Source organism: Sphingopyxis sp. UBA6723, from assembly GCF_002454115.1.
Taxonomy (GTDB): Bacteria; Pseudomonadota; Alphaproteobacteria; order Sphingomonadales; family Sphingomonadaceae; genus Sphingopyxis.
The window spans coordinates 1-13,962 of sequence record NZ_DKIH01000013.1; the positions used below are offsets into that span (position 1 = coordinate 1).

General features: G+C 64.1%; 10 protein-coding genes and 1 pseudogene. 3 read left to right on the forward strand and 8 right to left on the reverse strand.

Features of this window, described 5'->3' with window-relative positions; genetic code table 11:
• Both B4F07_RS13300 and B4F07_RS13305 read right to left on the reverse strand, forming a co-directional pair.
• A pseudogene (locus B4F07_RS13300) lies at nucleotides 1-1,193 on the reverse strand (excinuclease ABC subunit A); the annotation flags it as partial.
• 178 nt (nucleotides 1,194-1,371) lie between these two features.
• A complete protein-coding gene (locus B4F07_RS13305; RefSeq protein ID WP_293697402.1) occupies nucleotides 1,372-2,868 on the reverse strand; it encodes a BCCT family transporter in 1,497 nt (498 codons plus the stop codon).
• 168 nt (nucleotides 2,869-3,036) lie between these two features.
• Here B4F07_RS13305 and B4F07_RS13310 point away from each other — a divergent pair, with 168 nt between their 5' ends.
• Nucleotides 3,037-3,441 (forward strand): hypothetical protein, encoded by a 405-nt coding sequence (locus B4F07_RS13310; protein ID WP_293697400.1) that lies wholly within the window; start codon nucleotides 3,037-3,039, stop codon nucleotides 3,439-3,441.
• 4 nt (nucleotides 3,442-3,445) lie between these two features.
• Here the strand turns inward: B4F07_RS13310 and B4F07_RS13315 are convergent, their stop codons facing one another.
• The gene (locus tag B4F07_RS13315) at nucleotides 3,446-3,847 is read right to left on the reverse strand and encodes a hypothetical protein (RefSeq protein ID WP_293697398.1); all 402 of its coding nucleotides are present in this window, start codon (nucleotides 3,845-3,847) and stop codon (nucleotides 3,446-3,448) included.
• A 338-nt stretch (nucleotides 3,848-4,185) separates the two neighbouring features.
• On the opposite strand from B4F07_RS13315, the gene B4F07_RS13320 reads away from it, so the two are divergent.
• Nucleotides 4,186-4,539, forward strand: a complete 354-nt coding sequence (locus B4F07_RS13320) for a UrcA family protein (protein WP_293697396.1) — start codon at nucleotides 4,186-4,188, stop codon at nucleotides 4,537-4,539.
• Between the two features lie 56 nt (nucleotides 4,540-4,595).
• Here B4F07_RS13320 and B4F07_RS13325 read toward each other — a convergent pair whose 3' ends face one another.
• From B4F07_RS13325 to B4F07_RS13345, 5 genes are all read right to left on the reverse strand, one after another.
• Entirely contained in the window at nucleotides 4,596-5,327 is a 732-nt protein-coding gene (locus B4F07_RS13325; RefSeq protein ID WP_293697394.1) for a LytR/AlgR family response regulator transcription factor, read from the reverse strand.
• Between the two features lie 3 nt (nucleotides 5,328-5,330).
• Entirely contained in the window at nucleotides 5,331-6,497 is a 1,167-nt protein-coding gene (locus B4F07_RS13330) for a sensor histidine kinase (RefSeq protein WP_293697392.1), read from the reverse strand.
• A 98-nt stretch (nucleotides 6,498-6,595) separates the two neighbouring features.
• Nucleotides 6,596-7,957 carry an MATE family efflux transporter gene (locus B4F07_RS13335; RefSeq protein ID WP_293697517.1) on the reverse strand — a complete coding sequence of 454 codons (1,362 nt, stop codon included), beginning with the start codon at nucleotides 7,955-7,957 and terminating at the stop codon, nucleotides 6,596-6,598.
• A 300-nt stretch (nucleotides 7,958-8,257) separates the two neighbouring features.
• Entirely contained in the window at nucleotides 8,258-11,098 is a 2,841-nt protein-coding gene (locus B4F07_RS13340) for a valine--tRNA ligase (protein ID WP_293697390.1), read from the reverse strand.
• A gap of 158 nt (nucleotides 11,099-11,256) precedes the next feature.
• On the reverse strand, nucleotides 11,257-13,323 hold the full coding sequence (locus tag B4F07_RS13345; RefSeq protein WP_293697388.1) for an alpha/beta hydrolase family protein: 2,067 nt from the start codon (nucleotides 13,321-13,323) through the stop codon (nucleotides 11,257-11,259).
• A 181-nt stretch (nucleotides 13,324-13,504) separates the two neighbouring features.
• Between B4F07_RS13345 and B4F07_RS13350 the strand changes: the two genes are divergently transcribed.
• Entirely contained in the window at nucleotides 13,505-13,960 is a 456-nt protein-coding gene (locus tag B4F07_RS13350; protein ID WP_293697386.1) for a PilZ domain-containing protein, read from the forward strand.
• The last annotated feature ends 2 nt before the right edge of the window (nucleotides 13,961-13,962 follow it).

Below are 13,962 nucleotides of genomic sequence, written 5' to 3' on the forward strand. Positions count from 1 at the left end.
CCCTCGAACGCCTTGAGCGTCGTATAACTGCGGCGCCCGTCCTTGAAGGTCAGCTCGACCGGCTTGCCGCCCCTGCCATAGAGGATCACCAGCTGCACCTCGCCGGGCAGATCCTGCCACGGGGTGGTCAGGTCGAAACCATAGGCTTTGCCCAGGCTTTCCAGCACCTGCATATAATAAGGCGAGGGCGGGTTCGATTTCGCCCAAGGCACGATCGCGCCCTTTTTCAGGGATAGCGCATGGTTGGGAACGACGAGGTCGGGGTCGAATTCCTGCCGCTCCCCCAGGCCGTCGCATGCGGGGCAGGCGCCCTGCGGGGCGTTGAAGCTGAACAATCGCGGTTCGATCTCGGCGATCGTGAAGCCGCTGACCGGGCAAGAGAATTTCTCGCTGAAGATCAGGCGATTGGCCGGGATGCCTGCGCCCTTCATCGCACCGCCGCTGTCCTCGCCTTCGCGCCCCGGCACCGGCCCATCGGCTAGATCCACATAGGCGAGACCATCGGCGAGTTTCAGCGCGGTCTCGAAACTGTCGGCGAGCCGTGTGCCGAGCCCCTCACGCACCGCGATGCGATCGACGACGACTTCGATGTCATGCTTGTACTTCTTGTCGAGTGCAGGCGCCTCGCCAATCTCGTAAAATTCGCCGTCGATGCGGACGCGCGTGAAGCCGTCCTTCTGCCATTGCGCCAGTTCCTTTTTATATTCGCCCTTGCGCCCGCGCACGACGGGGGCGAGCAGATAGGCGCGGGTGCCTTCGGGCAGTTCCATCACCCGGTCGACCATCTGACTGACCGTCTGTGCAGCGATCGGTTCGCCGGTGGTCGGCGAATAAGGCACCCCGACGCGCGCCCATAGCAGACGCATATAGTCATAGATTTCGGTGACGGTTGCGACGGTCGAGCGCGGGTTGCGCGATGTCGTCTTCTGTTCGATGCTGATCGCGGGGGACAGGCCGTCGATATGTTCGACATCGGGTTTCTGCATCATCTCGAGGAACTGGCGGGCATAGGCCGACAGACTCTCGACATATCGCCGCTGCCCCTCGGCATAGATGGTATCAAATGCCAGCGACGATTTCCCGCTGCCCGACAGGCCGGTAATGACGACCAGCGCGTCGCGCGGCAGATCGACATTGACGCCCTTAAGATTGTGCTCGCGCGCGCCGCGCACGGAAATGTGGGTAAGACTCATGGGAGAAGTATGTTCCAGATTTGTTCTTGTGACGCAAGGTGGCGTTTCGGCCCGGCATTGCCTGCTAGATAGGACGCGCAGGCGTCGCTCGCAATGCGGCGGCGTCCCACCATGGTTCACAAGGCTTCGCCGCCTTCACATGGTGCTCGAAAGATCGGTAAGTCCTGAGGCCCCTTTCTCAGGACCGGGCGGGGGCGGCGTCGTGCCGTCCCCGTACTGCCATGGCGGTCAGCGATAGCGCCGCGCCGATGATCACGAACAGCGCGGGAAAGCCGCCCAGCACCGACATCATCCGGATGCCGTCGATGCCGCCGCTCGCGACCAGCACCAGCGCGACCAGCCCAACGGTGATGCCCCAAACCGCTTGCACCCCAAGCCGAGCTTCGGGAGCGTCGGGGGTAATGCCGCGCGTCGATAGCGCGCTCATCGCCGAGACATTGGCATCTGCGCCCGCCACGTAAGAGAGAAAGATCGCAAACAAAACGATCGCGGCAACCCCGGAGCCGCCGCCCAGCGCGCTGAATAGCCGGAACAGCACCGGATCCGGTCCTTGCGCCGTCAGGATCGCGTAAAGGCTCGCGCCGCTCTGCTGGTCGAGCGCGATGGTGGCCCCCGCGATCGCGGTCATCCACACCGCGCCGAACAACGATGGCAGGATCAGGTTGTAGAGGATGAAGGCGCGCACGCTGTAGCCGACGGCGAGACGCCCAAGGAACAGCGCAGTCACCGGCGCCCAGGCGAACCAGTTGGCCCAGTTGAAGATCGTCCACTGCCGGTGCCAGGCGGTATCGACGTCGAGGCCGAGGTTGCGGGGGATGAAGGTCTGGAAATAGGCGGCACCGCCGCGCAGCGACAGGCCGAACATCTGCGCCGTCGGCCCCGCGAGCAGTACGAAGGCGATGATTGCGAAGAACAGCCAGGTGTTGAGCACCGACAGACCGGCAATGCCCTTTTGCAGGCCCGTCGCCGCGGAGATCAGGAAGCTGCCGACGATCGCCGCGGCGATGGCCCAGCGCAGCGGGGTGCCGCCGACGAAGCCGCCGATCCCCTCGATCCCGCCCGCCAGTGCGAGGATGCCCGCGCCCATCGACGCGGCCATGCCGGCGACGAGCGCGTAGAGGCAGATGATGTCGACGCCGGTGCCGACCGGGCCGTGCGCGCGCTCGCCCAGCAGGGGAACGAACAGCGACGACAGGCTGAACGGCTCGCGGAGGTTGTAATAGACGAGCGCGAAGGCGAGTCCGGCGACGGTGTAGATGGCGTAGGGCGTCAGCGTCCAGTGCAGGAACATCGTTGACATCGCAAAGGTTGCCGCGGCGTCGCTGCCGGGCTGTAGTCCAAGCATCGCGGGCGGAGCGTTGAGGTGGAACAAAGGTTCGGCGGCGCCCCAGAACAGGATACCGGTGGCGATGGTCGTGCAAAGGGTGACGGCAAACCAGCGCCAGCGGGACAGAACAGGCTTTGCGTTGGCCCCTCCGATGATCCTGGCGCCGAACGGAGTGAGCGCAATGACGACGAGCAATGCCAGAAAGGCCATTCCCGCCCATGCGAACAGCGGAGAGAAATAGCGCAGGATCCAGTCGTTGATGGCGGTTTCGGCGGCCAGCACGGCGGCGCCCTGCCATAGGCTGAGCACGACAGCGGCGAGCAGAACCGCGAGCGGCAAAAAGAACACCGGGCGATTGAGCGAAAGTTTCGGCGATGCTGGCAATTTACGGGCCGATCGAACATGGTACGGCTAACCAGCATGAAGCCTGCCCGTGCCCGGGTCAATCTGGGCCGGGAACGCCCGTTCGGACCAGGCGTTGGACCCGCGGACAATTTGATTGCAGGAGCGACTTTTATGACCAGGATGATTTTGACGACGGCAAGCGCGTTGGCGCTGATCAGTTCGGGGAGCGCTTTGGCGCTGCAAACAGCCCCCGCGGCACCGGTGGACGCGCCTGCGAAAAAGCTGCCCGACGGCACCACGCCGGAAGAACGGTCCAACACCGCGCGTCTGAACGCGGAACAGGCGTCGCGCGCGAAGGCGGAGACAACCACCTATCAGCAGGAAGTCTCGGCGGTGGCGCAGCAGGTCGCGCACGACCAAGCTGAGTTTGCCGAGGAAACCGCAGCCTATGAAGCAGAGAAAGCGCGGGTCGCTGCAATGTCGGCCGAGGAGCGGATGAAGTGGGAGGCCGACGCCGCTGCGTGTAAGGCGGGCGATACAACCCGATGTGCCGCGCCTGCGCCCAAGCCGCGCTAAACGATCAATAATCGGTCGGTAGCGCCGACGGTTCCACAGCGAATGGCGCATCGTCATCCGCGCTGGCGGAGGCGAGCTGCGCGTCCGGAATTTGGCCGCTTGCCTCGCTTGGGGGCGGGTCGGGGAAGCGCCCGCCATAGCGATAGCCGTCATTGTCGGGTTCGCTGAGCGGTCGCAGATCAAGATCGACCGCGCCGAGATCGCGAAATTCGTTGCTCATCCGGCTTTCGCGCTCGGCGCGCAAGCGTGCGGCGACGCCGTAGCTGTCCGGGCAGGCGAGGCACGGTGTCGCGCCGCCCATGACGGGCGCGCTGGCGTCGGGATTGGCACTGAGGTGTGAATAGGGTGTTCCTTCGGCTGCGCCGCTACCCAGTCGCTTTCCCGCCGCCATCTCGCCCAGCAGCATGCCCCCGACAACGCCTGCGAATGCCAAGGCGGACCAGCGGAACAGTCGTGCGCCGCTATGCCGACTCGGCGCGAAAGATAATTTCTTTGGCATGGCACGATTTGGCCATGTGTGGGGGTCGGATGCAAGCTCGACGTCATGAAATTACCTGCCAGTCGCCCGTTCGTCGATGGATGAACGGCTTTCGTCCGATAATCGAGCCGCGGTCTGCGCCGATCGATCCAAACGCGATTCTGATGACGTCTAGGGGGTATCACCAGCTTGCGGGATGCGGAGGTTTTGGTCTCCCCGGTCCAAAGCCTTCGTGTCCCGCATCATCCCCAGAAGAGGACTCCCCCATGGCGAAATTATCCCTGATCCTGCTGAGCGCGCCAATCGCGTGTATCGGCCTGAGCATCCCGGCCGCGGCCGAAGACGATATTGACCGGCGCACGGTCGTTGTGCGCTACAACGATCTCAACCTCGCTAGCGTCGAGGGACGCGAACGACTCAATTTCCGCGTGAAGGACGCGGTGCGCACCGTATGTAACAGCCGCCCCCATCACCGCGTGTCGCTGAACGAGCGTGCCAAGTCGGACCATTGCGAAAAGGTGACGATGGCCGACGCCGACCTCAAACTGGCAAGCCTCCTCAATGGTGACCGTACACGTCTGGCGGATCGCAACCCGACGATCCGGGTTTCGGCGCCCTGACCGCGCTCCCACCGAAAAAAAGGCGGTCATGCCCGGGCATGGCCGCCTTTTTCGATTCAAGCGTTCATGATCGCCTTGACGTCGTGAAGATAGGTGCGGCCGATACGATGGACCCCGCCGTCACCCAGGTCGACGCTCCACGCGCCGTCGCCGTGATGCTTCAGCCCGACGATGCCGTCGCGGCGCACCATTTTCGAGCGGTGAATGCGCAGGAACTGGTCAGGGTTCATTCGCGCTTCCAGTGACTTGATCGTCTGGTGAATCAGCCAGCTGCGCGCGCCGACGTGGAGCCGCATATAGTCTCGCTCGGCCTCGATCAGATCGACCTGAGCTGCATCGACGCGTAGCATCTCGCCGCGGTTCTGGACCCAGAATTCGTTGATCCATTTGCTTTTCTGGCTCGGCGCCCGTTCGGTGGCGCGCCACTCGCGCACCCGGGTCAGCGCGCGGGCAAGGCGGTCGGGCGAAACCGGTTTGAGCAGGTAATCGACCGCCGCAACATCGAACGCGGCGACCGCATATTGGTCGAACGCGGTGACAAAGATCACCGCGGGCGGGTTGTCGAGCCGATCGATTGCGGCGGCGACTTCGAGCCCGTTCAGGTCGGGCATGGCGATGTCGCAGAGCACAAGATCGGGCGCGAGTGCGTCGACCATACGGAGCGCCGAGGCACCGTCGCTGGCGGTGCCGACCAGCGACACGCCGTCCTGCTGCCCGGTCAATATCTGCAACCTTTCGATCGCCAGCGGTTCGTCATCGACAATCAGGGTGCGCAGCGTCTGGATCATGGCTTAGCGAGCCTCCCGGGACAGCGGCAACCACAGCGACACGACAAAGCCGCCATCGTCCGATGGTCCCCATTCGCACCCGGCGGTGGGGCCGTAGCGCGTGAGCAGTCGTTCGCGGACATTCCCGAGTCCTAAGCCCGTACCCGAAGGCGGCGCGGGCGCCTTGGCATCGATGTCGTTATCGATTCGTAACACCAGCAGCCCATATTCGGCGCTGGCGTGCAGGCGGATCGCGATTTTGCCCTTGGTCGGCGCAACGCCATATTTGATCGCATTTTCGATAATCGGTTGCAGGATCAGCACCGGGACGCACGCATTTTTCAGCTCGTCGGGCATCGTTACCTCGACCTGCAAGCGGTCGGGGAAGCGCGTCTGTTCGATGTCGAGATACAGGCGTTGCAGCGCGATCTCTTCCTCAAGGCTGACGAGCTGCTCGGGATCGATCGCCAGGCTGGAGCGGAGGAAGGACGACAGATTCATGATCATCGTCTCGGCTTCGCTTTTTGACCCGCGCATGACCAGCGCTGACAGCGAATTGAGCGTGTTGAACAGGAAGTGCGGATTGACCTGATAATGCAGCGCGCGCAGCTGCGCGTTTTTGGCTTCGAGCCGGAAATGATTGGCGCGCCGTTCGACCGCCTGCATCTCGCTGGCATAACCAAAGGCGACGTACAGCGCCGCCCACACGGCGAAGAAAAAATACCAGCGGATCGAACTGTCGAGGATCAGCACGGTTTCCCATGCGCCAGGGAATTTTGCCTGCATTTCTTCGATGATCTTTGCCGCTTCCGACACAGGAAACCAGTAATAGAAGACGAGCAGATTGACCGATGCATAGACGATGACCAGTGGCACCGCGGCGCCCAAGGCCGCGGCAAGACGCGCGCCAAAGCTTTGCGGCTGGGCGCGCTGGAGCAGTTGATAGAGGACGAAGGTGCACAATATGCCGGCGACGACGACGAGGCCGCGGCGCGCTGCCGACGGCCATTGGTCGGGTACGCCGGTGAGCAGGCCGAGCCCCGTGGTGATCAGAAAATAGAGCAGCCACATCGCGATGATCGATCCGATCGCGACGCGCGGATTGACGCGCGCGTCCGATGCGCGCCAGTCGGGCGCCGCCGCCAACATCTTTGCACGCTGGTCGCGCAGCGCGTCTTTGCGAAGGGTCATGTTCATTGCGCCTGCTTTAGCGTCAAAACCGGCGTCGAGGATAGCAGACAGCGGGCCGCCAGTCGAAGGCCGGTGCGCATTGGTCGAAAGCCGCGCGTCTATCGCGCGCCCGGTTGCGGCAGCGCGCGGCGCCAGCCGCCGCGCTGATAGACCGCCCAAGCCATCGCGAGCGAGGCGAGCGACGAGAGCGGGAAGCTCCACCAGATCGCGTCGGCGCCGAGGATTTGATAGGCGAAATAATAGATGCCGAAGCGGATCGGGAACATCGACAGCGCCAGGATGATCAGCGGCGGCACGACAGAGCCATTGGCGCGCAGGGTGCCGATGATGACGATGGTGGTGCCAAACGGCAAGAAGGTCCAGGTCGCGATATATTGAATGTGGCGCGACACCTCGATCGCCTCGCTGCCGCTGCCGAGGAACAGCGCAAGTGCGGCGCGATCGAACAGCAGGAGCAGCGCGATCAGCACCCCGGTCATTGCCAGATTGATGGCAATGCCACTGTTGGTGATCGTTGAGACGCGATCCCAGCGCTTGGCGCCGATATTCTGCGCCGCCATCGCGCTGACTGCGGCGCCGACCGCGAGCGCGGGCATCTGGATGTAATTCCACAGCTGGAGCGTGGCGCCATAAGCGGCGGCGGTGACGAGCCCCTCGCGGTTGACCAGCCCGACCATGACGAGGCCCGCACCCGAAATCACCAGCATCTGCGCCCCCATTGGCAGTCCGCGCGCGATGATGAAGCGCAGTTCGCGCCAGCTGGGCGCCAGATAGGCGAGTTCGCGGCCACGCAGGCGGAGCGGGTGGTCCTTGGCATAGAACCAAAGGATCATCCCGATCAGGCTGATCGTCCCGGCGATCGCGGTCGCGAGCGCACTGCCCGCGATCCCGAGGCGCGGAACAGGGCCGAGCCCGAGGATCAACACCGGGTTCAGGACGATGTCGATGACGACCATCAGCACCATGAAGCGCAGCGGCGTCACCGCGTCACCGGCGCCGCGCGATGCCATCATCAGCGTCACCGAAAGCATGCTGGCGGGGATCGCGACAAAGGTGACACGGAGATAATCATGCGCCAGCGCAAAGGCTTCGGGCGGGGTTTCGAGCAGGCGCAGGATCGCGTCGGAGGTAAACCAGCCGACGAGCGCGATGACCAGCGAGAAGAGCGCCGCAAGGCCGACCGCACCCCCCGCCGCGCGCCGCGCCGCATCGATGTCGTCGCGCCCGATCGCTTGCCCGATCAGCACCGTTGCCGCCATGCCGAACCCGAAAAAGGTCGCGAACATCAGGAACATGATGATGTTGGCATTGGCGGTTGCGGCGAGCGCGCTGTTGCCCAGAAACTGCCCGACCCAGATCGAATTGACCGAGCCGGAGAGCGTTTGGAGGACGTTCGAGGCGAGCGTCGGGAGGGCGAAGATGATCAGCGTCTTGGCGATCGGCCCGCTGGTCAGGTCCATCCCGCCGCGTGCGGTCTGGCGCGGGGGGAGCGGCGCCGATGCGGGGTCGCTGGCGACCGCGACGGGGGTAGGGGTGACAGGTTCGCCGGTCACTTCTTCATTCCTCCGCGGAACGGGGAGGTGCTCCGGAGGGGCGGAGGGGCAGCAAGGTTTCGGTCTTAAATAGCGGCATACTGGCGAGAGGCTGCGACCCCTCCGTCACGCCTTCGGCGCGCCACCCCCCCGTTCCGGGGAGGACCGAAGGGGTCAGCCGTTCGGGCTGCCGCCTCCCCGCAAGGGGGGAGGAATGGGCGTTATCGCTCACCCCAGCCTTGCCAAAGCGGCGGTCAGGCGGTCGGCCTCGGCCTCTTTCGCAGCATGATCGGCGCGCGCCTTGTCGACCGCCTCGGGCTTGGCGCGCTCGACGAACGACGGGTTGTTCAGGCGGCCCGCCAGGCCGTCGCGTTCCTTTGCTGCGGCGGCGAGCGCCTTTGTGAGGCGGTCGCGTTCGGCGGCAATGTCGATGACGCCTTCGAGGGGGACGGTGATCGTTTCGCCCTCGACCACAAGCTGCGCCGAAGCGCCCGCGGGTGCGCGGTCGAAACTGACGGTTTCAAGGCGAGCGAGGCGGTCCAGCTGCGCCGCAAGCTTGTCGGTGCGGCCCTTGAGCGATGCGGGGAAATGCGCGGTGAGGCGGGCGCCGGGAGGCAGGCCGAGTTCGGCCTTGGCACCGCGCAATTCGCTGACCAGCTTGATCAGCCAGTCGATGTCGGCACTTGCCTCAGCGTCGCGCGTCGCGTTTGGCTCCGGCCATTTGGCGGTGATCAGCGGGTAGTCCGCACGGTCTCCAAGCCCCGTCCACAACTCTTCGGTGATGAAGGGCATGAACGGGTGGAGCATGACGAGGATCTGGTCGAGCACCCAGCCTGCGACCGCCTTCGTTTCGTCGTCGATCGCACCTTTGATCAGCTCCAGATACCAGTCGCAGAAGCGATCCCAGGCAAAGCTGTAGATCGCGTTCGCGGCCTCGTCGAAGCGATAGGCGGCGAAGGCGGTTTCCATCGCGGTGACGGTCGCGGCGACTTCGCCGATGATCCAGCGGTTGACGGGCAGGGTAGCCGCAGGGGCTTCAAGGGTGGTCGAGGCGGAAATGCCATTGGCTTCGCAGAAGCGCGCGGCGTTCCACAGCTTGGTCGCGAAGTTGCGGTATCCGGCGAGGCGCGCGTCATCCATCTTGATGTCGCGGCCCTGGCTTTCCATCGCCGCCATGAAGAAGCGCAGCGCGTCGGCGCCATATTGGTCGATCAGCCCGAGCGGGTCGACGACATTGCCCTTCGACTTCGACATCTTCGCGCCGTCGGGCGCGCGGACGAGGCCGTGGAGGTAGAGCGTCTTCCACGGCACATCGCCCATGAACTCCATCCCCTGCATCGCCATGCGCGCATCCCAGAAGAAAAGGATGTCGAAGCCGGAGATGAGAACGTCATTGGGGTAGTGGCGTTTGACGAGATCAGTGTTCTCGGGCCAGCCGAGGGTGGCGAACGGCCAGAGGGCGGACGAAAACCAGGTGTCGAGGACGTCGGGGTCGCGATGGAGAACGACAACTTCTAGATCGTCTCCGGTAGTTTTCGAACGGAAACCAACATCCCCAGCGGAAGTAGGAAGTTGGTAGGGCGGATCGTCGCTGGTGAGTACATTGAACCCCTCACCATAATAATTTCGAGCTTCCGCTAGCGCCTCGATTTCGCTTTCGGCGACGAAAACTTTGCGCCCTTCGACGAGCGCTGGGTGTTCCTCAGTTTCACGGTCACCCATTTTGATAGGTCCATACCAAGCCGGAATCCGGTGACCCCACCACAGCTGGCGCGACACGCACCAGGGCTGGATATTTTCCATCCAGTTGAAGAAGGTCTTTTCCCAAGTCTTGGGGACGATGTTGATGCGCCCGTCGCGCACCGCCGCCATCGGCGGCTGCGCCAGCGTTTCGGCGTCGACATACCATTGGTCGGTCAGCCAGGGTTCGATCACCACGCCGCCGCGGTCGCCGAACGGGGTCTGGATCGTGCGCGGTTCGGCGTCGTGCGCGTTGCCGTCCTTGTCGGTGTGGGGGATCAGGAAGCCCGCTTCCTTCATCCGCTGCACGACCAGCTCGCGCGCGCCGTCGATGCCGTCGCGCTTGAAACGGTGCAGGCCGAGAAATTCGTCCGGAATCAGCCCGTCGCTGGTCTGGATGACGTTCGCGTCGCCGTCGAGCATGTTGAGCATCTCGCCGGGCTTGAAGCCTGCACGCTTGCCGACGTCGAAGTCGTTGAAATCATGCCCCGGGGTGATCTTCACCGCACCCGATCCGAGTTCGGGGTCGGCATGTTCGTCGGCAACGATCTTGAAGCGGCGGCCGGTGAGCGGCTGGAGAATATCCTTGCCAATCACGCTATTGTAGCGGGCATCGTCGGGATGCACCGCGACCGCCATGTCGGCGAGCATCGTTTCGGGGCGCGTCGTCGCGACTTCGATATAGTCGCGGCCGTCATCGAGCGTCACGCCGTCGGCGAGCGGATATTTGAAGTGCCAGAAGCCGCCTTGGATCTCGTGCGTCTCGACCTCGAGGTCCGAGATCGCTGTCTTGAGCTTGGGATCCCAGTTCACGAGCCGCTTGTCGCGGTAGATCAGTCCCTTTTTGTGGAGGTCGACGAACACCTTGACCACCGCGCGGGTGAAATGCGGGTCCATTGTGAACTGTTCGCGTGACCAGTCCATCGAGCAGCCGAGGCGGCGGAGCTGGCCGGTGATCTGGCCGCCGCTTTCCGCCTTCCACTGCCAAACCTTGTCGATGAAATCTTCGCGGCTGTAGTTGGTGCGCTTGTCCTGCTGCGCCTCCAACTGGCGCTCGACAACCATCTGCGTCGCAATGCCGGCATGATCCATGCCGACGACCCACAAGGCATCCTTGCCGCGCAGCCGTTCGTAGCGGACGAGGACGTCCTGCAATGTGTTGTCGAGCGCATGGCCGATGTGCAGCGCGCCGGTGACGTTCGGCGGCGGGTTGACGATCGTAAAGGGGGTGGCGTCGGGGCGATGCGGGCGAAACAGCCCGCGGCTTTCCCACTCAGTGGCCCATTTCGCCTCAATCGCGGCGGGATCGAATGTTTTTTCCATCGGCATAATGCGCCGCGCTTTGCCAGCCATGGTGCGGCGCGGCAAGGGGGAACCCACGCGCAATCAAACACACCCGTGTCCCCGCGAAGGCGGGGACCCATCTCCTGTGGGTCAAATTCGAACCGACCGGCGATGGGCTCCCGCCTTCGCGGGAGCACACGCCATTACTTCTTCAAATACCTGCCCATCCACCCGAACACCGTCTGATACCATTGCACGCTGTTCTGGCCTTTCAGGATCCAGTGGTTTTCATCGGGAAACACCAGCAATTCGCCCTCGACGCCCTGCCGCTGTAACGCATGGAATGCCGCAAGGCTCTGGCTGTAGGGGATGCGGAAGTCCTTTTCGCCGTGGATCACCAGCATTGGAGTCTTCCACTTGGTGACATGGTTCACCGGGTTCCATTTCTCGCCCTCGGCGCGCTGCCACCAGGGGCCGCCATGGTCAAACTCGTCGAACCATGTTTCCTCGGTCTCGAACGCCATCGCGCGCAGGTCGAATACGCCGGCATGGTTGACCAGGCATTTGAAGCCGTCAGGCCAATTGCCCGCGATCCAGTTCATCATGTAACCGCCATAGGAACCGCCGAGCGCGCAGGCGTTGGCGGTATCGACATTGGCGTCCTGCGCCCCCGCCGCGGCGAGGCCGAGCTTGAGATCTTCGAGCGGCTTGCCGCCCCAATCCTGATTGATGCTGTCGGTGAAAGCCTGTCCGTAACCGGTCGAGCCATGGAAATCGACGCTGACCGCGGCGTAGCCCGGCGCCGAGAACAGGCGGGGGTTCCAGCGCGTCGACCAGCTGTTGCCAAAGCTGCCCTGCGGCCCGCCATGGACGAGGAAGGCGACCGGGATTTTGCCTTTCGTATCGGCGGGCTTGACGATCTGGCCCCACACGGTGTCGCCGTTGGCGCCCTTGAAACTGAACCTTTTGGCGTCAACGGGATCGATCTCGGCCAGCTGGGCACGGTTGACGTCGGTCAGGCGGGTGACCTTGCCCTTCGCATCGCGCGTCCAGAGGTCGGTCGGCACCGCGATGCTGTTGCGCGAATAGAGCAGGGCGCCACCGGGCAGCGGGGTGACGTCGCCGATATTGCCCTCATAGGCTTCGGTGGTGGCCTTGAGCTTGGCGACCTTGCCCGTCTTCACATCGACCCGGAATACGGGATGGTCGAGCACGTCCTGCGCGGTGACATAGAGCGATTTGCCGTCGGCGGCCCAAGCGATCGAGCCGACCGAACGATCCCATGCGTCGGTCAGCTTGCGCGTTTCACCGGTCGAAAGGTCGCGCAGCATCAGCACCTGCCGGTCGGCCTCATAGCCCGGGCGCGCCATGGCGGCATAGGCCAGCCATTGGCCGTCGGGCGAGGGGGTGGGCAGGGTGTCGGTGGCCTTGTTGTCCGCGGTCAGGTTCTGCGGCATCATGCGGCTGTCGACCAGCCAGCTGTAGATATCGAGGTTGGTCGAGGTCGGCTCGTCCTTGTCGGCTTTGCGCAGCGTGAAAAAGACGGTGCGGCTGTCGGCGCCCCATGCGAGTTCTTCGCCACCGCCAAAGGGTTTCGAGGGGCTGTCGCCGATCAGCCCGCCGTCAACGGCGCGCGCGACGCTGGCCTTGCCGCCGTCGAGGTTGAAGACGAACGGGCGGCTATAGGTGCCGGGCGTTTCCCAGCTGTCCCAATGGCGCACGAATCCCGCGCCATCCTTGTACAGGCGGCCGGTGCCGGGGCCGGGCAGCGCACCCTTATCCTTCGCATCGCAGCCGAAGTCGGTGCATTCGCGCGGGATGTCGCCCCACGCGAGGAGGCGCTTGCCGTCGGGCGAAATCTTGAAACCCGAGACATCGGCCGCAGTGTCGGTGACCTGCGCCGCGGCGCCGCCGACCTTTGGATCGACCCTCCACACCTGGCTTTTACCCGAGGCGTTAGAGAGGAAATAGAGGCTGCCGTCGGGGTGAAACGCGGGAGCGCTCTCATTCTTCTCGGCAGTATCGGCAACGCGCACCGGCGCAGCGTCCTTCGCATTTCGGTCGACCAGCCACAGGCCCGTGGAGCGCTTGTAGTTCTCGGGCGCGGTCTCGGTCATCTGGAACACCACCCAGCGGCCGTCGGGCGACGCGGTCGGCGCGGCGACGCGTTTCAGCGTTGCCAGATCGACCTCGGTCATCGGCCGGGCAAATGCGGGAGTGGACAGGGCGGCGGCGAGCGCGATTGCGCTGGTCAGGATATGTTTTCGCATGAAAGCGGTGTAGCGGCGTAGCGAAGGCGTTCAAGCATGTTCGTCATTTGCCGTCGCAGCGCGCTGCCGTCCGGGGGCCGTCGGTGAGGGATCGAGGCCGGGGTCAGGAAATTCGCGCCGGACGCCGTCTTTTCCTGGTCCCGCTAACCTTCTTTTAACCAGCCAACTCCACCAATGGCCCATGGCCATTTTCGGACAATTTCTTCCCGCGGCGTCCGGCGACGACCAGCGTCAGGACGTGCGCCGAAAACTCAGTCTGCTCGCTCGCGGGGTAAAACCCGACGGTACCGGCGTCGAGGTGCAGATCCACAATATCTCTGGCACCGGGCTGCTGTTTGAAAGCGATATCAAGCTGGCGGCCTGCGACCGGATCGAGATCGAATTGCCGCACGCCGGCGACATCACCGCGGTGGTCATCTGGGCCAGCGGGCGGCTGTTCGGGTGCCAGTTCGAAGGGCCGGTGTCGCCCGCGACACTGAGCGCAGTGGAACTGAAAAGCGCGATTGCACCGGCATCTGACCTGTTGGACGAAGCGCCGCCGGAGGACATTCAGGAACTCATCAGGCGCAGTCGCGAACAGATCGCACGCGCCGCGGGCCTAAGCGTCGACAGAATCCGGATCATCGTCGAGTATTAGGG